Here is a 25,628-nt window from a genome sequence, read left to right as displayed (position 1 = left end):
GATGGCATGACCATGCGCGTCACCGTCACTGCGGCCGAGCGGCCCGGCGATGGAATCGCTTCCACAGGTCGGAACGCCTCCTGCCTGACACCAGAAACGCAGCCCGCCCGGGAAATGCCGTCACTGCGTCCCGTCGAAGGTAGGCAGCTGATCAAAGGGGGTGTCGCGCCGAACCCTGCGCGTGGGATCCACCCCCATCATGCGCAGGGCCTGGTCGCGCTTCTGACGGGGCGAGAGCTGCTGCGCCTCTTCGCGATCCAGCAGCCAAATGTCGCCGATGCGCCCGCTGGCATCGCGCAAATACAGAGCGTCATAGAGAATGCCCGTACCGCCGAGCTGTCGTGCCGACAGCTGGCGATTGCGCGGCCCGCGCACATGCGACCCCGGCGAAAGCCGCTCGTCGTGGCCATCGACCCGGATGGCCGGCGGCTCCACGAACTCGATCATGCCCCGCTCTGCCTTGTCTGGGAAACTGCGGTGCCGCATGTAGGGCTGGGAGGAAGACGTGCTGTCCGTTGCCACCGGAAAGCCGGTATCGGCAAGGGCACTCCCTGCCGCCCCCCACAAGGCAAGCACATGCGCACACAGCGCCAGACGGGACATGCAGCGGTTCATGGTGTAGATCCAGAGGCTGAAAGGAATGAGGACCGAAGAACGGCATGCGCGCCCGGAGCGGGAACACTGCTGTCCTATCCGTATCATCCCGAATCGGGATTTGTAAAACTTGCGGCCGGCCTTTTCGCTGCGGATGCGAACACCCTGCATAATGGAACGGCAAGACGCGGAGCCCGCACTCTCCTGGAGCAGTGCAGCACGGGCGGCCAGCGATTTTACCTCACCCGCTATTTCAGGGGATTGACATGAGCGCTGCACCCGAAGAACTGAGCTACGGCCACCTCAGGATGAATGTACCCAAATTCCTGGCCAACAACATTCCCATCAAGCTGACCAAGGTCGCCAAAATCGACATCCAGGGGGATGAAATCCCCGGCACCGCCATCTACAGCGTCTCCAATGCCATCACGGGAGAAACCATCTTCAAGAGCACCCAGGTGGAAGAACTGCGGCGCTGGATCCACGACAACTCCGACGCCTACGACACCAGCTACTGAAAAGAACGGAACGCAGAGAGCGGCCAGCCACGCCTCGCTCTGTGGCTGGCGCCTTTGGGGATACCCATGAGGCAAGAGGACGCCTGCGCTCCCCATACTCACAGCTAAAATGAGAAAACCCCTGCCTTCGCAAAAAGGCAGGGGTTTTTATTGGTGGCGCTTCACGGACTCGAACCGCGGACCTGTGGATTATGATTCCATCGCTCTAACCGACTGAGCTAAAGCGCCGTAGGAGACGAAGTATAGCATGGCTTTTGAAAACTCTGGGCATGCCGAGTTCAAAAGTTGCTGCGCTTCGCATCACGCCGGTGGATCAGCTGTTGGTGAAGGCAGGCTTGCGCTTTTCGACGAAGGCGGCCATGCCTTCCTTCTGGTCATGGGTGGAGAACAGGCTGTGGAACAGGCGGCGTTCGTACATGACACCGTCGGAGAGGCCGCTTTCAAAGGCGCGGTTGACCGATTCCTTGGCCGCGAACACGGCCAGACGCGGCATGCTGGCGATCACCAGGGCAGTGCCGAGAGCCTCTTCCATGAGCTTGTCGAGCGGCACGACGCGGCTCACCAGTCCGGCACGCTCGGCTTCGGTGGCATCCATCATGCGGGCGGTCAGGGCCATGTCCATGGCCTTGGCCTTGCCCACGGCGCGTGGCAGACGCTGTGTGCCGCCAGCACCGGGGATGATGCCGAGCTTGATCTCGGGCTGGCCGAACTTGGCATTGTCGGCAGCGATGATGAAGTCGCACATCATGGAGAGTTCGCACCCGCCACCCAGCGCATAGCCGGACACAGCGGCGATCACGGGCTTGCGGATGTGGCGAATGGCCTCCCAGTTGCGGGTGATGTAGTCGCCGCCGAAGGCATCGGCAAAGCTGTAGCCTGCCATGGCCGTGATGTCTGCGCCTGCGGCAAAGGCTTTTTCACTGCCGGTGATGACCATGCAGCCGATCTTGTCGTCTGCCTCGAAGGCCTGCAGCGCCTGGCCGAGTTCGGTCATCAGCTGGTCATTGAGGGCGTTGAGGGCCTGGGGACGATACAGGGTGATGACCCCCACCTTTTCGCCTTCGATACGGGTCTGGATGCATTCATAAGCCATGAGTGAGCTCCTGAAGGAAAGTGTTTGTTGCACATGCACACACCGGCCCGAGAGCCGGCTGCAGATCGGCGCGCTGGGCGCCTGCTCCTTGGACGGGCGGAGCCGTCCATCACCGCCCACTATACCCGAGCACCATGTCACCGGCGCGGCAGAACTGGGATAATGCCCGCCATGTCTGCAGTGCTGAACCGGCCACCCTGGTGGAAATATGTCTTCTCGGTGTTCAGGGGCTTCGATGGTCCCCTGGCCTTTGCCGTGTTCATCCTGATGTGCATCGGCCTGACGGCCATGTATTCGTCCGGGCACGACATGGGATCGCGCTTTGCCGACCATGGCCGCAACATGCTGCTGGCGGGATTCATGATGTTCGTGGCAGCCCAGATTCCGCCGCAACGGCTGGTGTCCTTTGCGGTGCCGCTCTACACGATAGGCGTGGCGCTGCTGGTGGCGGTGGCGCTCTTCGGCATCACCAAGAAGGGGGCTCGACGCTGGATCAACATCGGCGTGGTGATCCAGCCAAGCGAGCTGCTCAAGATCGCCATGCCGCTCATGCTGGCCTGGTGGTTCCAGAAGCGGGAGGGTCAGCTGCGCCCGGTGGACTATGCCGCTGCCGGGCTGCTGCTGGTCATTCCGGTAGGGCTCATCATGAAGCAGCCCGATCTGGGGACGGCCCTGCTGGTGCTGATTGCCGGCATGTCCATCATCTTCTTTGCCGGACTGAGCTGGAAGCTCGTGATTCCCCCTGTGGTGCTGGGCGCCATCGGCATTGGGTTGCTGGTCTGGTTCGAGCCCCGGCTGTGTGCCGACGGAGTGCGCTGGCCTGTGCTGCACGACTACCAGCAGCAGCGCATCTGCACGCTGCTCGACCCCACCCGCGACCCGCTGGGCAAGGGCTTCCACATCCTGCAGGGAATGATCGCCATCGGCTCCGGCGGCATCTGGGGCAAGGGGTTCATGAAGGGCACCCAGACGCATCTGGAATTCATTCCCGAGCACACCACGGACTTCATCTTCGCCTCTTTCAGCGAAGAGTTCGGGCTGGTGGGCAATCTGGCCCTGCTCCTGGCCTACCTGTTTCTGATCTACCGCATTTTCTATCTGGCAGCCCACGCCAGCTCGCAGTTTGGACGCCTGCTCGGAGGCAGCATCGGGGTGATCTTCTTCACCTATGCCTTCGTGAACATGGGCATGGTGAGCGGCATTTTGCCGGTGGTGGGGGTACCCCTGCCCTTCATCAGCTACGGAGGAACGGCCATGGTCACCCTGGGACTGGCGCTGGGCATGATGTTTGCCATTGCGAGGGACAAGCGCACCTTCCACTCCTGAGTTCCCGCCCCTCCCGAGGCCATGCGCCATGCATCGCCCATGGCCCCGGCAGGGGCCGGGAGAGAGCCTGTCCCGCGTCGCGGCGAGTCCCCCTACAATGCGGACATGACCCTGAATCTTCCCGATTTTTCCGCCCTTTCCGATCGTCCGCGCAAGCGCCACACCAGCGAGCGGCTTGCCTTGGCCGAGCGCCTGCTGCTGACGCCCTTCGATCTCACGCTGCCTCGCCTGCACAAGGCACTTGCTGCCATGCACACGCATCAGGTGGACGATGCGGATCTGTACTTTCAGTACACCTGCAGCGAAGGCTGGAGCCTGGAAGAAGGCATCGTCAAGACCGGCAGCTTCAGCATCGACCAGGGCGTGGGCGTGCGTGCGGTTTCCGGCGAAAAGACGGCCTTTGCCTATTCCGACGACATTTCGCGCGAGGCGCTGATGGATGCGGTACGCAACGTGCGCACCATCGGAGCAGCTGGCCAGCAGGGACGCCAGCGCGTGGGGCGCGCCGACACGCGCAAGGCGCGCAGCCGGGCCCTGTACGCTCCGCTGGACCCGATCGGCACACTCGACAGCACGAGCAAGGTGGCCCTGCTGGAAAAGGTGGAAAAGCGGGCCCGCGCCAGCGACCCTCGCATCCGACAGGTGATGGCAGGACTGGCCGCAGAAAATGATGTGGTTCTGGTGGTGCGGCTCGATGGCAAGGTGGCCGCAGATGTGCGGCCCCTGGTGCGCCTGAGTGTGACCGTGATTGCAGAGCAGACCCAGGGAGGCGAAGTGCGCCGTGAGGTCGGATCCAGCGGAGGCGGCGGCCGGTTCGGCCTGGATTACTTTGACGACACCCTGATCCAGCAGTATGTGGACGAAGCCGTGCAGGCTGCCCTGACCAACCTGGAAGCCCGCCCTGCCCCTGCCGGCGTGATGGATGTGGTGCTCGGATCGGGCTGGCCCGGTGTGCTGCTGCACGAGGCGGTCGGGCACGGGCTCGAAGGCGACTTCAACCGCAAGGGCAGCAGCGCCTTCAGTGGCCGCCTGGGGCAGCGGGTGGCGGCCAAGGGCGTGACCGTGCTTGACGACGGCACCCTGCCGGATCGCCGGGGCAGCCTGAATGTCGATGACGAAGGGCATCCCACCCAGCGCAACGTGCTGATCGAGGACGGCATTCTGCGCGGCTATCTGCAGGACCGCCTCAATGCGCGTCTCACAGGCGCGAGCTCCACCGGCAACGGGCGCCGCGAAAGCTATGCCCATACGCCGATGCCCCGCATGACCAACACCTATATGCTCGGCGGCAGCGAAGATCCGCAGACCGTGGTGTCGAGCCTCAAGAAGGGGCTGTACGCCACCAACTTCGGCGGCGGACAGGTCGACATCACGAGCGGCAAGTTCGTGTTCTCGGCCAGCCAGGCCTGGTGGGTGGAAGACGGCAAGCTCCAGTATCCCGTCAAGGGGGCCACCATCATCGGCAACGGCCCGGATGCGCTGACCCGCGTGAGCATGATCGGCAGCGACCTGCAGCTCGACAGCGGCGTGGGCACCTGCGGCAAGGACGGGCAGAGCGTGCCCGTCGGTGTGGGACAGCCCACCATGCGCATCAATGGCCTCACGGTGGGCGGCACAGCCTGAACACAGGCCCGGCCCCTGCCCGGCGATATTCCCCGAACATCGGGCTGACGCGTCAGCCTATTGACAGCAGCCCGGGAAATCGTGCTATATTGCAGCCATGCAAGTTTCACGTGCTTTTTATTTTGGCTTTTGGTTCTCGGTCCCAGGCGGACGAGAGGCTTGAGCTCAACTGCAAAAGCACACTTCTCAAAACCGCCGGATCTCCGGCGGTTTTTTTTTGCCGGTTTCATCCCCTGTTCTTCCCACCGCTTTGTGCAAGGAGTTGCCCTCATGTCCGCCAGCAAGACGAACGACACAGCCTGGTTTTCCCAGCCTGCCGACAAGACCAGCCAGACCGACAACACCCGCCTCAAGAGCCTGACCGTGCTGCCTCCTCCCGACCACCTGATCCGTTTCTTCCCCATTCATGGCTCGCCGGTGGAGAAGCTGGTGGAGAACACCCGCCGCACCATTCACGACATCATGCGGGGCAAGGATGACCGCCTGCTGGTGATCATCGGACCGTGCTCCATCCATGACGTGCCCGCCGCGCTCGACTATGCCCGCCGCCTGCAGAAGCTGCGCGAAACCTACAGCGACACTCTGGAAGTGGTGATGCGGGTGTACTTCGAGAAGCCCCGCACCACCGTGGGCTGGAAGGGCCTCATCAACGACCCCTACCTCGATGAGAGCTGCCGCATCGACGAGGGGCTGCGCATCGCCCGCCAGCTGCTCATCGAGATCAACCGGCTGGGTCTTCCGGCTGCAAGCGAATTCCTGGACGTGATTTCTCCCCAGTACATCGGCGACCTCATCAGCTGGGGCGCCATCGGTGCCCGCACCACAGAGAGCCAGGTGCACCGTGAGCTGGCCAGCGGGCTGTCGGCTCCGATCGGCTTCAAGAACGGCACGGACGGCAATCTCAAGATCGCCACCGATGCCATCCAGGCGGCCTCGCGCGGGCACCACTTCCTGTCGGTACACAAGAACGGTCAGGTGGCCATCGTGCACACATCGGGCAACGAGGATTGCCACGTCATTCTGCGCGGCGGCAAGGCACCCAACTATGACGAAGCCAGCGTGCAGGCGGCCTGCAGAGATCTGGAAGCAGCGCACCTGCGTCCGACCGTCATGGTGGACTGCAGCCATGCCAACAGCAGCAAGAAGCACGAGAAGCAGCTCGAAGTGGTGCGCGAGATCGCTCGCCAGATGGCTGCGGGGTCCACGCAGGTCTTCGGGGTGATGATCGAGAGCAACATCCATGAGGGAGCCCAGAAGTTCACCCCTGGCAAGGACGATCCTGCCCAGCTCGAATACGGCAAGAGCATCACCGATGCCTGCATCGGCTGGGATGACTCCATCCAGGCGCTGCAGGTGCTTTCCAATGCCGTGGAGGCTCGCCGCAAGGCCCACAAGAAAGGCTGAAGGCACAGGACCTCCGCAGCAGAGCGGCTCGCGTATCGCGTGCCTGCGGTCTGCTGCGAGGCTTGGCTCCCAAGGGTAATTCCCGAGCCTGCGAAGGGCAAGAGAGGATCTGGGCGCTGCTAAGCTGGCCTGAGGGCCTGTTGGCCTTTTCGATGCCTCGCTCCGCCCAGTGGAGCATTCCTGTGAGGAGTTCCACGATGCACAGTGAACTGTCCGTGCGCTTCGATGCGCAGCACGCCTTCACCTTTCCGCTCGATCAGGCGCAGCCCATGGATCCCAGGGCTGCGCGCGCATGGCTCGACCGCGAATTCATTCGGTATGCCTGCGAGCCCTTGCGCCGTTCGGGCAAGGTGCTCAATGCGGACAAGGTGGTGTGCGTGGCCCAGGCGGCAGGCAGGCAGGGGTTTGCCGATCCAGAGTGGGCCCGCGCCTTTGCCAGCGCTGCCCACGCGGCACTCGATCAGGAGGTGATCCTGATCGACGCCACCATGGCCTCGGTCACTTTCTGTCCGCCGGCTCCTGCCATCCCCGGCACGCGCACGGCGCCGCATTCCTAGTCGTCGCTGCAGCGCGGATGGCACACGAATCCAGCCCTGCTGTCTCCCTCTGTGCCCCCTCTCCAATGGAGGAAATCAGGCGGGAGGCTGTTCTGCGTCATCGCGCTGGCGCAGGCGGCGATAGAGGGTGTTGCGGCTGACGCCGAGCCGGCGCGCGGCGAGTGACACATTGCCGTCTGCAGCCTGCAGGGCCTGTTCCACCGCAGCCAGGGTCAGGGCAGCCAGGGTGATCGGCTCCACAGGCGAAGACGCCAGTCCCGACACCGCCGCATCGTCGAGCACCTCGGGGCACTCTGCTGCGTGCAGGGACGCGGAGGGGCTGCCCTCTCGCTCTTCCGGGAACCGCGCAGCGTCAAGTTCGGGCAGCAGGTCATCGGGCAGGTGCTCGCGTTCGATGCAGGAGGCATCCCCGAGCAGGGCCACGGCCGTGCGCAGCACGTTGTCGAGCTGGCGCAGGTTGCCTGGCCAGCCATAGGCCTCGAAGGCCTGCTGCAGCTCCGGTGCGAGCGCGATGTCGCGCCGTGGAGCCATGTCGGCCAGCATGCGCGCCATGAGGGTCGACAGATCCTTGCGTACGCGCAAGGGCGGCAGATGCAGGGTCAGCCCATTGAGCCGCCAGTACAGGTCGGCCCGGAAGCGCCCGGCGGCCACCTCTTGCTTAAGGTCGCGATGGGTGGCGCAGATGAGGGCAAAGTCGACGGCGATGGGCTGTCCGCCGCCCAGAGGGACGACCTGCCGGTCCTGCAGCACGCGCAGCAACCGTGTCTGCAGCGACAGCGGCATGTCGCCGATCTCGTCGAGGAAAAGCGTGCCGCGATGGGCCTCCCGGATGCGTCCGGGAGCTCCTTCGCGCCGGGCTCCCGTATAGGCGCCGGGAGCATAGCCAAAGAGTTCGGCTTCGATGAGGTGCTCGGGCAGGGCTGCACAGTTCACCGCCACCAGGGTCTGCGCACTGCGAGGACCGCTGCGGTGCAGGGCCTTGGCCAGCACTTCCTTGCCGGTGCCGGATTCGCCGTGCAGAAGCAGCGGTATGGGCTGCCCGAGCATCTTGCGGGCCTTGCCGATCAGCACATGCCAGTCCGCATCGCCGGTGTCGAGCCGGGCGAGTTCGTCCTGGGGTGCAGACGACGGCACGGACTGGTCGATCACGACCTCTCCACGCAGCCCCCCCTGGGCTGGAAGCATCACCCGCGCATGCAGAATCTGTACCGCGGGCTGCCGCCCCCGCAGATGCAGGGCAAACACCACCTGAGGCTGCCGGCGCTCCCGGGCCAGCATCTGCTCGGTCGTGGTGTCGAACACCTGTTCGAGCGACACCCGCCCGAGCTTGTGGGTATCGAGTCCCAGAAACGCCAGGGCCGCCTGGTTGGCCCCCACGATGTGGTGCGTTTCATCGAGCGCAATGACCCCTTCTGCGATGGTGCCGATGCCTTCGGGCAGAGGATGGAAATGCAGCCGCACATGGCTGCCGTGACGCGCCTCGAACAGGCGGTTCTCGATCATCTGCGTTGCCGCCCGCACCATGCTGAAGGTATGTGGATGGCGGTTGCTGCGCTCGCCGGAAATGTCGAGCACCCCCAGAATGCGGCCATCAGGCCCGGTGACCGGCGCCGCCGCGCAGGTGAGAAAGCCGTTGCACTCCAGAAAATGCTCGGCCCCATGGACCGCGATGGGCACCCCTTCGGCCAGCGCGGTGCCGATGGCATTGGTGCCGCGGTGGGTCTCATGCCAGGATGCGCCAGGCATCAGCGCCACGCGCTGGGCACGGTCGAGAAACCGGGCATCGCCCAGGGCATGCAGCAGGAGTCCGGCCTCGTCTGCCAGGATGACCATGCTGCTGCTGTCACGCATCTGGCCGTGCAGATATTCCATGACCGGCCGTGCATGCGCCAAGAGCTCGTGCTGGCGCTCGGTGGCCTGGGCCAGCTCGAAGCGGCTCACGGGCAGTCCACGCTGGGGGTCCAGCCCCGCGTGCAGGCCCGCTGCAGCGCTGCGGTTCCATGAACGCGACACATATCCCAGGGTGTCGGGCAACACCCCCTCAGGCAGCGCCCCGCGTTGCTGCAGCATCCGGCGGGCCTGCTGCAGGCTCGCTTCGTCTCGGGAGGTCATGATGGGCATGGTAGGGTCCTCGTCCGCCCTGTCGGGCGCCGTTTCGGCGGCATCCTAGCATGGGCCCGCGCCGCATCCAAACGGGTAAACCCCCGCCATGGGACTGTCTGCGCTGCAGCCCGTGCATGACACAGATGCGCCATGTTCACTTATGACACACCCGTCCTCATTCAAGACACTCATGGCACAGAATGGTGTTCATCGAAGTCGATGTGAAAACCAGATTCTCCATGTGAAAACCAAGTCTTATAGAGGAGTGTCCGGAATTTCCCTTGGATTGCTCGAACTGGCACGCCTGTTGCTCGATGGGCCGCAGCCGCAGCGGACTCCCGCAGTCCGCCGACGGCGACAAGCACAACCTCAAACAGGAGACATCCATGATCTATTCCTACCCCGGCCAGCCCAGCGCGCCCGTCCAGTTCAAGGCCAAGTACGACAACTTCATCGGCGGCAAGTGGACGCCTCCGGTCAAGGGCGAATACTTCGACAACATCACCCCGGTGACGGGACAGGTCTACTGCCAGGCCGCACGCTCCACCGCCGAGGACGTCGAGCTGGCCCTGGATGCCGCCCATGCCGCTGCCGACCAGTGGGGCAAGACCCCCGCTGCCGACCGCAGCAACATCCTGCTCAAGATTGCGGACCGCATCGAACAGAACCTGGAGAAGCTGGCCTACGCCGAAACGGTGGACAACGGCAAGCCGATCCGCGAAACGCTCAACGCCGACGTCCCCCTCTCTGCCGACCATTTCCGCTACTTTGCCGGCTGCCTGCGCGCACAGGAAGGCAACATGTCGGACATCGACGAGAACACGGTGGCCTACCACTACCATGAACCTCTGGGCGTGGTCGGCCAGATCATTCCCTGGAACTTCCCGCTGCTGATGGCCGCCTGGAAACTGGCCCCTGCCATTGGGGCCGGCAACTGCGTGGTGCTCAAGCCCGCCGAATCGACCCCCACCTCCATCCTGGTGCTGGTCGAACTCATCGCCGACCTGCTGCCCCCGGGCGTGCTCAACGTGGTCAATGGCTTCGGGCGCGAAGCCGGCATGCCGCTGGCCACCAGCAAGCGCATTGCCAAGATCGCCTTCACCGGCTCCACCGCCACGGGTCGCGTGATCGCACAGGCCGCTGCCGGCAACCTGATCCCTGCCACGCTGGAACTGGGAGGCAAGTCGCCCAACATCTTCTTCGAGGACATCATGGCGCGCGACGACGCCTACCTCGACAAGGCCATCGAAGGACTGGTGCTGTTCGCCTTCAACCAGGGCGAAGTGTGCACCTGCCCGTCCCGTGCCCTGATTCAGGAATCGATCTACGACCGATTCATGGAACGCTGCCTGCCGCGGGTGGCTGCCATCAAGCAGGGCAACCCGCTCGACACCGAGACCATGATCGGTGCCCAGGCCAGCCAGATGCAGCTCGACAAGATTTCCTCCTACCTGGAGCTCGGCAAGGAAGAAGGCGCCCAGGTCCTGTGCGGTGGCGCCCCGGCGCAGCTGCCCGGTGACCTGGCTGGCGGCTACTACATCCAGCCGACCCTGTTCAAGGGGCACAACAAGATGCGCATCTTCCAGGAGGAAATCTTCGGCCCCGTGCTCGCCGTGACCACCTTCCGCGACGAGGCCGAAGCCCTGTCGATCGCCAACGACACCCAGTATGGCCTGGGCGCCGGCGTGTGGACCCGCAACGGAAATCTGGCCTACCGCATGGGCCGCTCCATCAAGGCCGGCCGCGTGTGGACCAACTGCTACCACGCCTACCCCGCCCACGCTGCGTTCGGTGGCTACAAGGAATCGGGCCTGGGCCGCGAAACCCACAAGATGATGCTCGACCACTATCAGCAGACCAAGAACCTGCTGGTGAGCTACAGCGAAAACAAGCTGGGCTTCTTCTGATCGCCTGATCTCCGTCAGGTGCTCCCGTGCCGCGCGGCGATATGCTCCGTGCGGCCTCCGTCCCTCCTGCCCGCCACCCGGTGCACAGGGGTGGACCCGGGCGCTCCGGACCCAGGGTTGGCGCAGTTCAGCGATCCTGCCGCATGCCGCGGAACCGAGGTGATCCCTCGCGCTTCCGCGCCGGTGCGGCGTCAGCCATGCCTCCGAAGTGTCCTTCCTCTTTCCTTCCTACTTACCCCTACAGGAACTGAACATGGCACTGTCGCAATTCTTCATGCCCTCCAACAACCTGCTCGGCGCAGGCGCCCTCGACGAGGCCGTCCGCCAGCTGGGTGAAAGCGGCTTCCGCAAGGCGCTCATCGTCACCGATGCCGCGCTCGCCCGCATGGGCCTGGCCCAGACCCTGGCCGACAAGCTGACCGCCAAGGGCATTGCCAGCACCGTCTTCGACGGCGTGCAGCCCAACCCCACCATCGGCAACGTCAATGCCGGCCTTGCCATGCTGCACGAAGCCCAGTGCGACCTGGTGATCTCCCTGGGTGGCGGTTCCGCCCATGACTGCGCCAAGGGCGTGGCCCTGGTCGCCAGCAACGGCGGTGCCATCGCCGATTACGAAGGGCTCGACAAGTCTGCCAAGCCGCAGCTGCCGCTGCTGGCCATCAACACCACGGCCGGCACCGCGTCCGAGATGACCCGCTTCACCATCATCACCGACGAGAGCCGCCACGTGAAGATGGCCATCGTCGACAAGCACGTCACGCCCTTCATGTCGGTCAACGACCCCGAGCTCATGGAAGGCATGCCCGCAGGCCTGACCGCCGCCACGGGCATGGACGCCCTCACCCACGCCGTCGAAGCCTACGTCTCCACCGCCGCATCGCCCATCACCGATGCCTGCGCCGTCAAGGCCGTGGCGCTGATTGCCCGCTACCTGCCCGTGGCCGTCAAGGAACCCCACAACAAGGAAGCCCGCGAACAGATGGCCTACGCCCAGTTTCTCGCCGGCATGGCCTTCAACAATGCCTCCCTTGGCTATGTGCATGCCATGGCCCACCAGCTCGGCGGCTTCTACAACCTGCCCCACGGCGTGTGCAACGCCCTGCTGCTGCCCCATGTGCAGGCCTTCAACCTTCAGGCTGCCGGTGGCAAGCTCGGAGAAATCGGCACCCTGCTGCAGGACAACAATCCCGACCTGGCCGGACTCGACACCATCCCTGCCATCAAGAAGCTGGCTGACATCGTCGGCATTCCCAAGTCGCTGGAAGAACTCGGCGTCAAGCGCGACGACTTCGACACGCTGGCCGCCAATGCGCTCAAGGACGTCTGTGGCCTGACCAACCCGGTACAGGCTGGACACACCGAAATCGTCGGCATCTTCGAAGCGGCCTTCGGTCCGCGCTGAGCGCACACCGACCGCGGGAAGACCGCCGCCGTCATCCCGCGTCCGGCACGGCCAGCGCCTACAATGCCCAACCATGCATATCCACATTCTTGGCATTTGCGGCACCTTCATGGGAGGTGTCGCGGCGCTGGCCCGTGAGGCCGGACACACGGTCACCGGCTGCGATGCCGGTGTCTATCCCCCCATGAGCGACCAGCTGCGGGCGCTCGGCATCGACCTCATCGAAGGGTTCGATGCCAGCCAGACCGCCCTGCAGCCCGACATCTACGTGATCGGCAACGTCGTGAGCCGCGTGCACCATGCCGACGGCAGCCCCAGGTTTCCGCTCATGGAAGCCATCCTCGATCAGGGCCTGCCCTACACCAGCGGCCCGCAGTGGCTGGCCGAAAACGTCCTGCAGGGCCGCCATGTGCTGGCCGTGGCAGGCACGCACGGCAAGACCACCACCACCTCCATGCTGGCCTGGATTCTGGAATCGGCCGGACTCACCCCCGGCTTCCTCGTCGGCGGCGTCCCTCTCAACTTCGGGGTCTCCGCCCGCCTCGGACATCTGGCCCCGGGACATGCCCGCAGCTACTTCGTCATCGAGGCCGACGAGTACGACACCGCCTTCTTCGACAAGCGCAGCAAGTTCGTGCACTACCGGCCGCGCACCGCCGTGCTCAACAACCTGGAATTCGACCACGCCGACATCTTCGACGATCTGGCTGCCATCGAGCGCCAGTTTCACCACCTTGTGCGCACCGTCCCCTCTACCGGCCGCGTCGTGGTCAATGGCCTCGAAGCCTCCCTGGCCCGCGTGCTCGACATGGGCTGCTGGAGCGAAGTGAGCCGCTTCGGCGCACCCGACAGCGACTACACCGCCCAGGGCGAACCCCATGACTTCGACGTGCTCCACCGGGGACAGATCGTCGGCCATGTGCAATGGGGCATGACCGGCATGCACAACCAGCGCAATGCGCTCGCCGCCATCGCTGCCGCTGCCCACGTGGGGGTCGATCCGCACACGGCCGCAGCCGCCCTGGGGCAGTTCGCCAATGCCCGCCGCCGCATGGAAGTGCGCGGCACCGTGGCACGCGCCGGCGGCACCATCACCGTCTACGACGACTTCGCCCACCATCCCACGGCCATCCGCACCACGGTCGATGGTCTGCGCCGCCGCCTCGACGCCGAAGGCCGTCGCCAGGACCGCATCCTGGCCGTCTTCGAGCCTCGCAGCAACACCATGAAGCTCGGCACCATGAAGTCGCAACTGCCCTGGAGCCTGGAAGAGGCAGACCTGGCGTTCTGCCACGCGGGCGGGCTCGACTGGGACGCTGCCGAAGCGCTGGCCCCCATGGGTTCCCGTGCCCAGGTAGCCGGCGACATTGCCGCACTGGTCGAGCAGGTGGCCGCCGCCGCCCGCCCGGGAGACCACATTCTCTGCATGAGCAATGGAGGCTTCGGAGGCATCCATGACAAACTGCTGGCCCGACTCGCGGGCTGATCTCCTCCCGGCACAGGTGCCCCAGCAGGCTCCCTGTGCCCATTTCCCCGTCACGGGAGGCCTGCATCATGCATGACATCTCCCTGGACACCCTGACCGCCACCGCAGCCCGTCTGGTGGTCGAGGAAGGGCTCGATTACGGCGCCGCCAAGCAGCGCGCGCTCCGGCAGCTCAAGCTGTCGCCCCGCACCCCGCTGCCGGACAACCTGCTCCTCGAAGCCGCTGTCCGCGAGTATCTGGCCGTCTTCTGCGCCGATACGCAGCCCACCGAGCTGGCAGCCCTCAGGCAGCTGGCACTGCAGTGGATGGAACGGCTCGCCGAATACGCCCCCCTCATCGGCGGCGCCATCTGGCACGGCACCGCCACACGGCTCAACGACATCTATCTCCAGCTCTTCTCGGACGACCCCAAGGCCGTCGAGCTCACCCTCATCAACCAGAATCTGGACTACGAGGTGACCCGCGTCACCGGTCTGCACGGGACGGACGTGGATGCACTGAGCCTGCACGCCTGGTGCCCCGAACTCGGGGAAGATGTGGGCGTGCACCTGCTGGTCAACGACGGCAGAGCGCAGCGCGGCGCCCTCCAGCCCGACCAGGCCCGCCGCAAACCCCGCGGCACAGCCGCCCAGCTGGCAGCCCGACTGCAGGAGGATGCTGCATGACAGACGAACGCCCTCTCCCCCGCCCTTCACGGCGAACGATGCTGGGTGCCGGCGTGGCCGTGGCGGCCCTCGCCGCCGCAGGCTCTGTGGCATGGCTCCGGCGTGATCCGCCCTCTCCTGCCGCAGGCCTGGCTCCGATTCCCAAGGCCGACTGGTGGGAGCGCTCATTCCCCACCCCCGACGGCACGCCCCTGGCTGTGCGCACCTTCAAGGGCCGCCCCCTGCTGCTCAACTTCTGGGCCAGCTGGTGCCCGCCCTGCGTACAGGAAATGCCCCTGCTTGCCGAGTTCTACCGGCATCATCAGACCAACGGCTGGCAAGTTCTGGGTCTGGCCGTGGATCGGCCCGATGCCGTCCGGCGTTTTCTGGCGCGCCACCCCATGCCGTTCCCCATCGCACTGGCGGGCGACGAAGGGCTGGACCTGGCGCGCGCTCTGGGAGATACCCAGGGCTCCCTGCCCTTCAGCGTGCTTTTCGACGCGAGCGGTGCCATTGCGGACCGCCATCTGGGGCAGCTCCACCCCAAGCAGCTCAATCACTGGGTCACCACCGAAAAATCCTGAAATCACGCGATTCAAGGCACCAAATCCGTTCCAAAAGGCGCGAACTCCACGCAAGATTCCTGTCCATTACCCTCTCCACCCCGGCCATGCACGATGGAAGATAGATGAAAAATAAGGGAAAGTAGCCCACAAAAGACGCAAATTTCCTGATTTGCGTTACATTCACCCCATTGGTTCACCCTCCTCTTTTGTCTGGAACATCCTCATCATGGATCTACGCAAACTCAAGACACTCATCGACCTGGTGTCTGAATCCAACGTCTCCGAACTCGAAATCACCGAAGCCGAAGGCAAGGTCCGCATCGTCAAGGGCGGCGGTGCCGTACAGGCCGTCATGCCGGCCATGATGCCGGTGCCTGCAGCTCTTCCGGCCGCTGCAGCTCCTGCTGCGGCCCCCGCAGCGGCTCCAGCCGCCGCCGAGCCCGAACAGCCCAGCGGCCATCAGGTCAAGTCTCCGATGGTGGGCACGTTCTACCGTGCCAGCAGCCCCGGCTCCGACCCGTTCGTGGAAGTGGGCAGCACGGTGAAGGAAGGCGACCCGCTGTGCATCGTCGAGGCCATGAAGATCCTCAACGAGATCGAAGCCGACAAGTCCGGCGTGGTCAAGCAGATCCTGTGCGAGAACGGGGACACGGTGGAATTCGGCCAGACCCTGTTCATCATCGAATAAGACGGGCCCACCGTCCTTCCGGCAGGCATTCTCCATGCGCCCGCCCCGTTCGCTCCCTCTCCGCCTGCCGGCCTGTGATCGGGCCTTGCGGTCGACATGCGCGGCACTCCTTCCTTCGGACGTGCCGCGAGAAAAGAGCGCCAGGCTCGGGGCCAGGGTCTGCCGGGACATTTCGCGGACCGCCGCAGGCATACAGCTCCCCCGCCCTCTGCCTGGTGCCGTTTTCCCGGTATTCCGGCGCTCCATGCCGGACGCCCCAGAAGGACTCGTCCCGAGGAAATCCTCCCTATGTTCAAGAAAATCCTGATCGCCAATCGCGGCGAAATCGCCCTGCGCGTCCAGCGCGCCTGCAAGGAAATGGGCATCAAGGCCGTCATGGTCTATTCCGAGGCCGATCGCGACGCCAAGTACATCAAGCTGGCCGATGAAGCCATCTGCATCGGCCCGGCGCCGTCCTCGCAGAGCTACCTGAACATGCCTGCCCTGATCTCTGCGGCCGAAGTCACGGACGCCGAGGCCATTCACCCCGGCTACGGCTTCCTGAGCGAGAACGCCGACTTTGCCGAGCGGGTCGAGAAAAGCGGCTTCACCTTCATCGGCCCCACTGCCGAATCCATCCGTCTGATGGGCGACAAGGTGTCTGCCAAGCAGGCCATGATCAAGGCCGGTGTGCCTTGCGTGCCGGGCTCCGACGGCGAATTGCCCGATGATCCGGCCGCCATCAAGCGCATTGCCCGCCAGATCGGCTATCCCGTCATCATCAAGGCATCGGGCGGCGGCGGCGGACGCGGCATGCGCGTGGTGCACACCGAAGCAGCCCTGGTCAACGCCGTGGCCATGACCAAGGCAGAGGCCGGCACGGCCTTCGGCAACCCCTCGGTCTACATGGAGAAGTTCCTCCAGAACCCCCGTCACATCGAGATCCAGGTGATGGCCGACACGCACCGCAACGCGGTCTACCTCGGCGAGCGCGACTGCTCGATGCAGCGCCGCCACCAGAAGGTGATCGAGGAAGCACCGGCACACGGCATTCCCCGCCGCCTCATCGAGCGCATCGGCGAACGCTGCGTCGCAGCCTGCAAGAAGATCGGCTACCGGGGAGCGGGTACCTTCGAATTCCTGTACGAGAACGGCGAGTTCTACTTCATCGAGATGAACACCCGCGTGCAGGTGGAACATCCCGTGACCGAGAAAATCACCGGCATCGACATCGTGCGCACCCAGATCCTGGTGGCGGCCGGCGAGAAGCTGCCCTTTGCCCAGCGGCACATCCAGCTGCGCGGCCATGCCATCGAATGCCGCATCAACGCCGAAGACCCCTACAAGTGCCTGCCCTCTCCCGGGCGGATCACGCAGTGGCATGCCCCGGGCGGCCCCGGCATCCGGGTCGACAGCCATGTCTACAACAACTATTTCGTCCCCTCCAACTACGACTCCATGATCGGCAAGATCATTGCCCATGGCGACACCCGCGAACAGGCCATTGCACGCATGCGCACGGCCCTGAGCGAGACCGTGATCGAGGGCATCAACACCAACATCCCCCTGCACCGCGAGCTGATGGTGGATGCGCGCTTCCTGGAAGGCGGCACCAACATCCACTATCTCGAAGAGTGGCTGCAGCACCGCGACCGCTGATGCTCCGTGACCCTGCGCGGCTGCAGGACGCTGCCCCCCTGGGCAGGTGTCCGGCGACGCGCCAGGGTCTTTTCCTTTCTGCCCCTGCCTCCCCCGGGAGGTTCTGCACGTTTCTGCCATGTTTGAACTCCGCCTGCTCAGCCCCGAAGCCCAAGTCGAGACGCTCTGCGATGCCCTGGATGCCCTGGACGCCCTGAGCGTGTCGGTGGAAGATGCCGACGCCCAGACCGAGTCCGAGCAGCCCCTGTTCGGGGAACCTGGCATGCCCGCCCCCCGGGAGAGCTGGGACCGCTCCGTCCTGGTGGCCCTGTTCCGCCAGGAAGAGGCGGCCCGCGAGGCGGCCCGGCTGCTGCAGCTGCAGGACTTCTTTGCCGGCAGCCAGGTGGTCGACGTGCGTGCAGTGCCCGATCAGGACTGGGTGCGGCTGACGCAATCGCAGTTTGCTCCGGTCGACATCACGCCCACCTTCTGGATCGTGCCGAGCTGGCATGAAGCCCCGGCCGAAGCCCGCCAGATCATGCGGCTCGATCCCGGACTCGCCTTCGGCACCGGCACCCATCCCACCACGCGCATGTGCCTGCGCTGGATCGCCCACCATGCCGCCGAGCTCGGCCATGTGCTGGATTATGGCTGCGGCTCCGGCATTCTGGCCATCGGGGCGGCCCTCTTCGGCGCCCATCCCATCGATGCGGTGGACATCGACCCCGCTGCCGTCGAATCCACGCTGGCCAATGCTGCGGCCAACCATGTGACCCTGCGTGCCGGGCTGCCCGACCTGGTGGATCCGCCGGCTGCGGCCTACCAGACCGTGATCGCCAACATTCTGGCCACCCCGCTCAAGGTGCTCGCTCCCCTGCTGTGCAGCCACCTGCAGGCCGGTGGCCACCTGGTGCTGGCCGGCATTCTGGAACGCCAGGCCGAGGAGCTCCAGCAGGCCTACGCGCCCTACGTGTCCCTGCAGGTGACAGACCGCGAAGACGGCTGGATCCTCATGACGGCTACCGCGCCCAAGCCCACCCGCGCCTGAGCCCCGCATCCAGCGGCCCGGGCAGACACGCTGCTGACCTACAATCGGCAACACGATGCGATTTGTCTCCCACTGCCCCCACTGCGGTACTTCCTTCCGGATTGTCCCGGACCAGCTGCACATCGCCAACGGCTGGGTGAGATGCGGCAAGTGCAGCCATGTGTACATGGCCTACACCACCCTGCATGCCCTCCCGGACGACGCGGACGAAGGAGAAAGTCCGGCCCCGACCACGGTGCCCTCCCCTTCGGCACAGACAGCTCCGCCGCCGCCAGCGCAGCCCACACACACTGTCGAAGCGGTTCCCGCTCCTGCCCCCGCCATCGACGCAGCGCCTGAAGCCCTGAAAACAGCGCTGCCGGACGTGCATGCCACGCCAGCTGCAGCCGCCGCGGCAGAACGGACGCCGGTGCTCACCGCTGCGCCTCTCCCTGCGACCGACCGCCCTGCTCCCACAGACGAGCCGGTCATGGAGCCAGCGCCTTCGATCGCACCGGCTGCAGCAGAGGTGCCTCGGCCCCCCGCATCGCCGGTTGCGCCTGCCAAGCCGCCCGTCATCCCCATGCCGGAGGCTACCGAGGGCCTCGATGCCCTGTTGAAGGTACTGCTCGCTCCGACTCCGACTCCGACTCCGACTCCGACTCCGACTCCGACTCCGACTCCGACTCCGACTCCGGCGCTCGAGGGCGAAGCAGGTGCAGCAGCGGAAGAAGCACCTCGCACAGAACGTCCTGCGCCCGCGCCGCAGTCTTCTCTCGGCGATCCCCAGCTGGTCACTTCTGCACATGCGGCCACAGTGCCGGCGGTCTGGTCCCTGGCGCGTGACCGGCGTGCCGGCGCAATCCCCGCCGCCATGCCGCACGATGGGATGGAAGCAGCCGGGGAAAGAACCGAGCCGGTCGAAATCCTGCAGCCGGCCCCCAAGCTGCCGCAGGCTCCCCAGGAGGCTCTGCCGACCGCTGCGACCGCGGCGCCCTTGCCCGAACCTGCGACGGTGCGCCACGAACTCCCGGCCACTTCCGAGGCGGAAGAAAAAGAGCCTCTGCGCACCGAGCCGGTCCTGGAGCCTGCAGCCGATCCGTCACCGTCTGTCGGCGCCCCTTCTGCCGATGCGCTGACAACACAGCCGGTTCCCGACACACGCGCAGCACGTCTGGCCCGGCGTCGCAGCCGGCAACCTGGCCATGGACTTCTGCACATCGACTTCGATGCGGGCATCTCGCCCCAGGAGGCTGCGCCTGCCGAGATCGATACGGCCGGTTCCAGCCTCGACCAAGCGCACTTCGTGCCAGGAAGCACCGAGACCGATACCGCGCCAGAAGCCTCTGGGACACCTGCGTCCGAGCTGTCGCCCGACACCCTCATACCCGACACGGACGACGAGGAGCCCGATTTCGTGCAACGCGCGCGCCGCAAGGCACGCTGGCACAGCCTGCCCGTGCGCCTCGGCCTGGGGGCCGGCGTCGTGGCGGGCACGGTCCTGCTCGCAGGACAGGTGATCTACCAGCAGCGCGACATGCTCGATGCCCGCTCTCCCCTTCTGCGCGCCGTCCTGGAGCCGGCCTGTGCCCGCTTCGGCTGCACCATCAAGCCCTGGAAGCACATCGAGTCCGTCGTCATCGACAACAACAGCCTGCGCAAGCTCGACGATACCCATTTCCGCCTGGGCCTCACGCTGCGCAACACGGGCACGCACCCCGTGGCCATGCCAGCGGCCGAGATCGTGCTGCTCAACACCGACGGCAAGGTCCTGTATCGGCGCGTGGCCACGCCGGAAGATCTGCTGGCCCCCGAGGTCCTGCCGCCCAAGGGCGAATGGAGCAACACGCTCATTGTGCGTGTGCCCCGTCCGGCCGGCGCCGATCAGGCCGTGAACAACTATCGCGTGGCCGTGTTCTATCCCTGAGAGGGCTGCACGGCCCCTGTTTCCTTTTCTTTTCTTCCTGCCCCATGCCTATTCTGATTTCCGGCTCCATGGCCTTCGACGTGCTCATGGAATTCGACGGCCACTTTGCCGACCATATCCTCTCCGATCAGATCGACAAACTCAATGTCTCCTTCCTGACGCCTCGCATGCGCAGCGACTTCGGGGGATGTGCTGCCAACGTGGCCTATGCCGTCAAGCAGCTCGGCGGAGAGCCGATTCCGGTGGCCTCGATCGGCCAGGATGGCGGCAACTACCTCGAACGGCTGCGCCAGCTCGGCATCGCCACAGACCATATTGCCGTGCTGCCGGAGTGCTACACCGCACAGTGCGTGATCGTGACGGACCGGCGCCAGAACCAGTTCACGGCCTTCCACCCGGGTGCCATGGCCGAGGCCCACCTCAACACCATGCCGCTCGACACGGGCGCCACGGTGGCCATCGTTTCGCCGGATGGCAAGCAGGCCATGCAGGAGCATGCCCAGCAGCTGCACCGGGCGGGCATTCCCTTTGTCTTCGATCCCGGACAGGCCATTTCGCAGTTTGCGGGCGATGAGCTCCATGCCCTGATCGACCAGGCCACCTGGCTCACGCTCAATGAGTACGAGGCCTTCCTGCTGTGCGAGAAGACCGGACTGGAGCGCGCAGCCCTGGCCTCACGGCTCCGGGGGCTGATCGTGACCCTGTCGGGACGTGGCTGCGAAATCTGGACGGGCGGCGAAACCACCGTGGTCGAACCCTTCCAGGCCAGCGAGATCGTGGATCCGACGGGATGTGGCGACGCCTGGCGCGGCGCCCTGATGGTGGGCCTGGAACGTGGCTGGCCCCTCACCCGCGCCGCACGGCTCGGCAACTACATGGGCGCCCGCAAGATCGCCCACCGGGGCCCGCAGAACTACCACATCGATCCCGAGGACGTGGCGGCCTTCTGACGCCTGTCCTCCACAGCCCCTGCGTGTGGAGGGATGTGCAGAGGACTGCAGAGCCCCCTGCACAGGGCTCGCGGCCCCATGGCACCAGGACCGGGTGACACTGCTCTCCGCAGCGACTCAGGGCTTGATGCCGGTGGGGAAGGGCCAGGAGCTTGCTGCCGTGGCCGGAGCTGCAGCGACCTTGCTGCTGCGGCGTGCGGATTTGGCAGTGTCTGCGGCAGGAGTGGCCCTGGGGGCCGCAGCCGCTCCTTCGGCCTTGGGCTTGGAGGCACGCGACTTGCGCGGCGCGGGCTGCTCGGCTACCCCTGCCAGCACTTCCTTTTCGAATTCGGCTGCCTCACGCTTCGTGGCGGCCTGGGCTTCGCGCACAGTCCGTTCGGCCGCACGCACCTTCCGCTTCACGGCACGCTCGACGACCTGCGCCTTGTCAGTCACGGTATCGACCACGTCCTGCGCCTCGGCCGCCACGGTGGCCGCCGCTTCCTTCACCCTGCGACGAACGGTGCGTGCACCGGTGGCTGCAGCGGCTTCGGCGGCCCGGGTATCTCGCGTCACTTCCCGTGCCAGCGCGGTCTCGGATTGCGCCACCCGGGTACGGGCGCGTGCAGCGCGCACACGCACCTGCTCGACACCTGCGGCAGCGGCTTCCTTGACGGCTTCTGCCGCCTTGCCAGCCTTCTTCTTGACGGTGGCTTTCAGGGCTGCGGCTTCGTGCTGCAGGGTATCGGCAGCCTGCGCCGCCGGAGTCGCGGGGGTGGCATGGGCGGTTTTTCGTGTGGTGACCATTGTTTCTCCTGTGTGCCGTGGAAATGCGCTGCCCGGAGGATGCCGGGGCCGCATCGAGCCATGCTCCCGTCCCCGTGCCTCCGGCGCAGACAGCGATTCCGCATCATACTGCCGGACTGCCGGGGGAGCCGGTACGGCGCAGGGGCCGGAGATCCCCTCTGCGGATTCCTTCCAGCCGAGGCCCGACCGGAAGCTGCGCGATTTTCGTGACAAAGTACCGATTCACCCGGCCAGACAGCTCCGGGGCTTCCCCCTGCATGCGCAACCTGGCTGCGCTCGCGCCCTAAAATTTCGCCCAATGCGGGGGATTCAGGTACTTTTTCATGGTTTGAACCGCTGAAAGTCCGGTTCGTACGTGGCATGCCCACGTTTTCCCTGCCTTGTCTCCCTGGCGTCAGGCGCAGACTCTGCACAGGCGATTCGCTCAGGAGTCCTGCCGCAGAGGCTGACATGACGGCGCGCCCTTTCCGGCCTGAAGCCCATGATCGAACCCTCTTCCAACAAACTCAAGGCCCGTGCCTCGGCCAAGGCCTCCAAGCGGGACGCCCGCAAGCGGCAGCTGGCCGACAGCGCCCTGGTGGCCCTGGGCCGCTATGGCTACGCCAATACGTCCATGCGCGACATTGCGGAACAGGCCGGCCTGTCGCTCGGGCTGCTGCATTACTACTTCGAGGACAAGGATCATCTGCTGATCGACTGTGTCACGCGCTACAAGGACGGATTCATCACCAGCGTGGACGCCGTGCTGCAGACGCTCTCCGCTCCCGAGGCCCGCATGGAGCTTCTGGCCCGGCACCTGGCCAGAACCCTGACCACGGATGCCGCCACCCACCGGCTGTGGTACGACATCCGTATCCAGAGCACTTTCAACGATGTCTTTGCGCCCATGGTGATGTCCATCGAACAGCGTCTCGTCGACTTGATGCGCCATGTGGCTTCGGATGAAAAGGCCGCGTGCGAGCGTCTGTATGTGGGGCTCGACGGCCTGTTTCTCCATTGCCTGGAGAAGCTGCTCGAAGGACAGCCGCTGGCTGTGGCCGACATGGAAGCCGCCTTCATCGATGTGATGCAGCGTCTGCGCTGAAGGGCCGTCGTCTTTCCCCCATGCGCCGCCGTGCGCCGGATCAGCGGCGCACCTCAGGAGCAGGCAGCACGCCGGGAGGAAACCAGGCATCGGGCCAGCCGGTGAGGCGGGCGAGCTGGAGCCAGTCGAAGGCGCTGCCGGGATCGGCCTTGCGTCCTGGCGCGATGTGCTGGTGTCCGGCCACCCAGCGGATCGGGTAATGCTGCACGAGCGCCTGCCCCAGTCGAACCAGGGCCGCGTACTGCGCCGGTTCAAAGGGAGTGTCTTCCAGCCCTTCGAGCTCGATGCCGATGGAATCGTCGTTGCAGTTGTCCCGGCCGCGCCAGTGTGAGCGGCCCGCGTGCCAGGCGCGGTCATCCGCACTCACGAACTGGCACACGCTGCCGTCCCGGCGAATCACGAAATGGGAAGACACCTCCAGCCCCCGGATCTGCTGGAAGTAGGGATGGGCGTCCCAGTCGAGCGTGTTGGTGAAGAGCTGGGCGATTTCCGGGCCTCCGTACACGCCCGGCGGCAGGCTGATGGAGTGCACCACCAGCAGGTCGATGCTGGCTCCCGCAGGGCGCGGGCCGAAGTTGGGCGACGGCAGATGCCGCACGCCCGAGAGCCAGCCGTCCTGCCAGTGGGCAGGGGCATCGATGGGATGGGCGTGGCGCCGGCTCATGCGGTTTCTCCATGGGGGCCGCTGCGGCCATCATCGGCAATGCCCAGCCGCTCCATGCGGTAGCGGATCTGCCGCAGGTTGAGCCCTAGCAGCGCAGCTGCGGCCGTGCGGTTGAACTGGGTGCTGTGCAGGGCGCGCAGCAAGAGGGCACGTTCGTGAGCGTCGACGAATCCCGCCAGATCGCAGGGCAGCGGAACCTCGTCGGCGCGTGGCGGCTGGGGCTCGCGGACCATTCCTGCCCCCGCGCCCACCCGGAAGGCAGTCCCCTGAGGTCCCGCCGCAGGGTGTGCACGATCGCCCTGCGGTGACGAAGGAACGACGGCAGCGGGCAGCCCGGCTGCCGTGGGAGCATGTGCGCTGGGCAAGCCATCGAGCAGATCGGCCCGCAGGATATGCCCGTCGCTCAGGGCCCAGCAGCGATGGAGGGTGTTTTCCAGCTCGCGGACATTGCCGGGCAGCGGCAGAGCCTGCAGCCGGGCGAGGAAGTCCGGCTCCAGCACGGGAATCTGCTGCTGTCCCTGTCCTCCTGCAATGCGCCGCAGCAGGGCCTGGCAGAGGGCTGGAATATCCTCGCGCCGTTCGCGCAGGGGCGGCACCCGCACATCGATGACATTGAGCCGGTAGTAGAGATCCTGCCGGAAGGTGCCGGACTGCACCATGTCGGCCAGATTCTGGTGGGTGGCGCTCACGATGCGGACATCGACGGGCTCTTCCTGGGCCCCACCCAGGGGCCGGACCTGCCGCTCCTGGATGACGCGCAGAAGTTTGGCCTGCATGGCCAGCGGCAGATCGCCGATCTCGTCGAGGAACAGGGTGCCGCCGTCGGCAAGCCGGAAGAACCCCTCGCGGTCTGCCACCGCACCGGTATAGGAGCCCTTGCGGGCGCCAAAGAATTCGGCCTCCAGCAAGGCCTCGGGAATGGCTCCGCAGTTCACGGCCACGAAGGGCCCCTTGGCCCGGTGGCTGCAGGCATGCAGGCCACGCGCGACCAGCTCCTTGCCCGAGCCGGACTCGCCGAGAATGAGCACGGGAGCCATGCTGGGCGCCACCTTGACGAGGGTGGACTTGAGCTGCCGCATGGCAGGCCCGGAGCCCACCATGCCGTCGAGGGCGGCGGGCCAGGGCTCGGCCGTTCGGCTCTCCTGCGAGGCGGAAGCAGCGGTAGCCCCAGACATGGCAGGCTGCGCAGAAGGGGAGGCTCCTCCCTGCGGCAGCACCGATGGAAGAGGCCGCTCGCCGGTCTTCGGGGCAGGCTCTTCCTGCATGGAACTGCCGACCGGGCCCGCCTGCAGGGCGGCGGCCACCACCCGCCGGAACTGATCGAGATTGACGGGCTTGGTGAGATAGTCAAAGGCTCCGGCCTTGAGGGCCCGCACGGCATTGTCGGCCGAGCCGTAGGCCGTGATGACCAGCGCCCGCTCGGGCCGGTGCGCGGCGTGCAGCTGTTCGAGCAGCTCCAGCCCCAGTCCGTCGGGCAGGCGCATGTCGGTGATGAGCAGATCGAACTGCTGGCTGCGCAGCAAGGCACGGGCACCTTCCATATCCTCGGCCGTGAAAACCTGGTAGCCGGCGCGCATGAGGGTGATCTCGTAGAGCGCGCGCAGATCGGGCTCGTCATCGACCACGAGGATGCGGGGAGCGGGCATGTTCATGAGGCAGAGA

General features: G+C 65.7%; 22 protein-coding genes and 1 tRNA gene. 16 read left to right on the top strand and 7 right to left on the bottom strand.

Features of this window, described 5'->3' with window-relative positions; all coding sequences use genetic code 11:
• Positions 1-120 precede the first annotated feature (120 nt).
• Positions 121-615: a hypothetical protein gene (locus tag ACP2WS_RS07225; protein ID WP_426460205.1), complete on the bottom strand. Its 495-nt coding sequence runs from the start codon at positions 613-615 to the stop codon at positions 121-123.
• Between the two features lie 245 nt (positions 616-860).
• On the opposite strand from ACP2WS_RS07225, the gene ACP2WS_RS07220 reads away from it, so the two are divergent.
• The gene (locus ACP2WS_RS07220; RefSeq protein ID WP_426460204.1) at positions 861-1,112 is read left to right on the top strand and encodes a hypothetical protein; all 252 of its coding nucleotides are present in this window, start codon (positions 861-863) and stop codon (positions 1,110-1,112) included.
• A gap of 151 nt (positions 1,113-1,263) precedes the next feature.
• On the opposite strand, the gene ACP2WS_RS07215 is transcribed toward ACP2WS_RS07220, so the two are convergent.
• Positions 1,264-1,340 (bottom strand) — tRNA-Met (locus ACP2WS_RS07215).
• An 85-nt stretch (positions 1,341-1,425) separates the two neighbouring features.
• On the bottom strand, positions 1,426-2,205 hold the full coding sequence (locus tag ACP2WS_RS07210; RefSeq protein WP_374492167.1) for an enoyl-CoA hydratase: 780 nt from the start codon (positions 2,203-2,205) through the stop codon (positions 1,426-1,428).
• 171 nt (positions 2,206-2,376) lie between these two features.
• On the opposite strand from ACP2WS_RS07210, the gene rodA reads away from it, so the two are divergent.
• The 4 genes from rodA to ACP2WS_RS07190 all read left to right on the top strand — a co-directional run bounded on the left by rodA (position 2,377) and on the right by ACP2WS_RS07190 (position 7,115).
• Complete coding sequence (rodA, locus tag ACP2WS_RS07205) at positions 2,377-3,531, top strand: rod shape-determining protein RodA (protein ID WP_374492166.1); 1,155 nt, start codon at positions 2,377-2,379, stop codon at positions 3,529-3,531.
• 105 nt (positions 3,532-3,636) lie between these two features.
• Complete coding sequence (gene tldD, locus ACP2WS_RS07200; protein WP_426460203.1) at positions 3,637-5,154, top strand: metalloprotease TldD; 1,518 nt, start codon at positions 3,637-3,639, stop codon at positions 5,152-5,154.
• Between the two features lie 270 nt (positions 5,155-5,424).
• Positions 5,425-6,558 carry a 3-deoxy-7-phosphoheptulonate synthase gene (locus ACP2WS_RS07195; protein ID WP_374492164.1) on the top strand — a complete coding sequence of 378 codons (1,134 nt, stop codon included), beginning with the start codon at positions 5,425-5,427 and terminating at the stop codon, positions 6,556-6,558.
• Between the two features lie 197 nt (positions 6,559-6,755).
• Positions 6,756-7,115, top strand: a complete 360-nt coding sequence (locus ACP2WS_RS07190; RefSeq protein WP_426460202.1) for a hypothetical protein — start codon at positions 6,756-6,758, stop codon at positions 7,113-7,115.
• A gap of 75 nt (positions 7,116-7,190) precedes the next feature.
• Here the strand turns inward: ACP2WS_RS07190 and ACP2WS_RS07185 are convergent, their stop codons facing one another.
• Positions 7,191-9,227 carry a sigma-54-dependent Fis family transcriptional regulator gene (locus tag ACP2WS_RS07185; RefSeq protein WP_426460201.1) on the bottom strand — a complete coding sequence of 679 codons (2,037 nt, stop codon included), beginning with the start codon at positions 9,225-9,227 and terminating at the stop codon, positions 7,191-7,193.
• 377 nt (positions 9,228-9,604) lie between these two features.
• On the opposite strand from ACP2WS_RS07185, the gene exaC reads away from it, so the two are divergent.
• The 10 genes from exaC (at position 9,605) to ACP2WS_RS07135 (ending at position 21,432) form a co-directional block, all read left to right on the top strand.
• Positions 9,605-11,125, top strand: coding sequence for an acetaldehyde dehydrogenase ExaC (gene exaC / locus ACP2WS_RS07180; protein WP_426460200.1), 1,521 nt, complete (start codon positions 9,605-9,607; stop codon positions 11,123-11,125).
• Between the two features lie 253 nt (positions 11,126-11,378).
• Positions 11,379-12,527, top strand: coding sequence for an iron-containing alcohol dehydrogenase (locus ACP2WS_RS07175; RefSeq protein WP_426460199.1), 1,149 nt, complete (start codon positions 11,379-11,381; stop codon positions 12,525-12,527).
• A gap of 73 nt (positions 12,528-12,600) precedes the next feature.
• Entirely contained in the window at positions 12,601-14,013 is a 1,413-nt protein-coding gene (mpl, locus tag ACP2WS_RS07170; RefSeq protein WP_426460198.1) for a UDP-N-acetylmuramate:L-alanyl-gamma-D-glutamyl-meso-diaminopimelate ligase, read from the top strand.
• A gap of 68 nt (positions 14,014-14,081) precedes the next feature.
• A complete protein-coding gene (locus tag ACP2WS_RS07165) occupies positions 14,082-14,678 on the top strand; it encodes a hypothetical protein (protein ID WP_426460197.1) in 597 nt (198 codons plus the stop codon).
• Complete coding sequence (locus ACP2WS_RS07160) at positions 14,675-15,241, top strand: TlpA disulfide reductase family protein (RefSeq protein ID WP_426460196.1); 567 nt, start codon at positions 14,675-14,677, stop codon at positions 15,239-15,241. The genes ACP2WS_RS07165 and ACP2WS_RS07160 overlap by 4 nt, the downstream gene beginning before the upstream one ends.
• A gap of 208 nt (positions 15,242-15,449) precedes the next feature.
• Positions 15,450-15,911 (top strand): acetyl-CoA carboxylase biotin carboxyl carrier protein, encoded by a 462-nt coding sequence (accB, locus tag ACP2WS_RS07155; RefSeq protein WP_374492156.1) that lies wholly within the window; start codon positions 15,450-15,452, stop codon positions 15,909-15,911.
• Between the two features lie 288 nt (positions 15,912-16,199).
• On the top strand, positions 16,200-17,549 hold the full coding sequence (accC, locus tag ACP2WS_RS07150) for an acetyl-CoA carboxylase biotin carboxylase subunit (protein WP_374492155.1): 1,350 nt from the start codon (positions 16,200-16,202) through the stop codon (positions 17,547-17,549).
• A gap of 118 nt (positions 17,550-17,667) precedes the next feature.
• Complete coding sequence (gene prmA / locus ACP2WS_RS07145) at positions 17,668-18,576, top strand: 50S ribosomal protein L11 methyltransferase (RefSeq protein ID WP_374492154.1); 909 nt, start codon at positions 17,668-17,670, stop codon at positions 18,574-18,576.
• 55 nt (positions 18,577-18,631) lie between these two features.
• Positions 18,632-20,482 carry a DUF3426 domain-containing protein gene (locus tag ACP2WS_RS07140; RefSeq protein ID WP_426460195.1) on the top strand — a complete coding sequence of 617 codons (1,851 nt, stop codon included), beginning with the start codon at positions 18,632-18,634 and terminating at the stop codon, positions 20,480-20,482.
• A 44-nt stretch (positions 20,483-20,526) separates the two neighbouring features.
• Positions 20,527-21,432 (top strand): carbohydrate kinase family protein, encoded by a 906-nt coding sequence (locus ACP2WS_RS07135; protein WP_426460194.1) that lies wholly within the window; start codon positions 20,527-20,529, stop codon positions 21,430-21,432.
• Positions 21,433-21,549: 117 nt separating this feature from the next.
• On the opposite strand, the gene ACP2WS_RS07130 is transcribed toward ACP2WS_RS07135, so the two are convergent.
• Positions 21,550-22,218 (bottom strand): hypothetical protein, encoded by a 669-nt coding sequence (locus ACP2WS_RS07130; RefSeq protein WP_426460193.1) that lies wholly within the window; start codon positions 22,216-22,218, stop codon positions 21,550-21,552.
• Between the two features lie 481 nt (positions 22,219-22,699).
• Between ACP2WS_RS07130 and ACP2WS_RS07125 the strand changes: the two genes are divergently transcribed.
• Positions 22,700-23,302, top strand: coding sequence for a TetR/AcrR family transcriptional regulator (locus ACP2WS_RS07125; RefSeq protein ID WP_374494142.1), 603 nt, complete (start codon positions 22,700-22,702; stop codon positions 23,300-23,302).
• Positions 23,303-23,342: 40 nt separating this feature from the next.
• Here the strand turns inward: ACP2WS_RS07125 and ampD are convergent, their stop codons facing one another.
• Both ampD and ACP2WS_RS07115 read right to left on the bottom strand, forming a co-directional pair.
• The gene (gene ampD / locus ACP2WS_RS07120) at positions 23,343-23,966 is read right to left on the bottom strand and encodes a 1,6-anhydro-N-acetylmuramyl-L-alanine amidase AmpD (protein ID WP_426460192.1); all 624 of its coding nucleotides are present in this window, start codon (positions 23,964-23,966) and stop codon (positions 23,343-23,345) included.
• On the bottom strand, positions 23,963-25,618 hold the full coding sequence (locus ACP2WS_RS07115) for a sigma-54-dependent transcriptional regulator (RefSeq protein ID WP_426460191.1): 1,656 nt from the start codon (positions 25,616-25,618) through the stop codon (positions 23,963-23,965). Before ACP2WS_RS07115 ends, ampD begins: the two co-directional genes overlap by 4 nt.
• Positions 25,619-25,628 lie beyond the last annotated feature (10 nt).

This window comes from Brachymonas moutaii (nom. illeg.) (assembly GCF_049977365.1).
Classification (GTDB): Bacteria; Pseudomonadota; Gammaproteobacteria; order Burkholderiales; family Burkholderiaceae_C; genus Brachymonas.
This window is presented reverse-complemented; position numbering and strand designations above follow the sequence as displayed.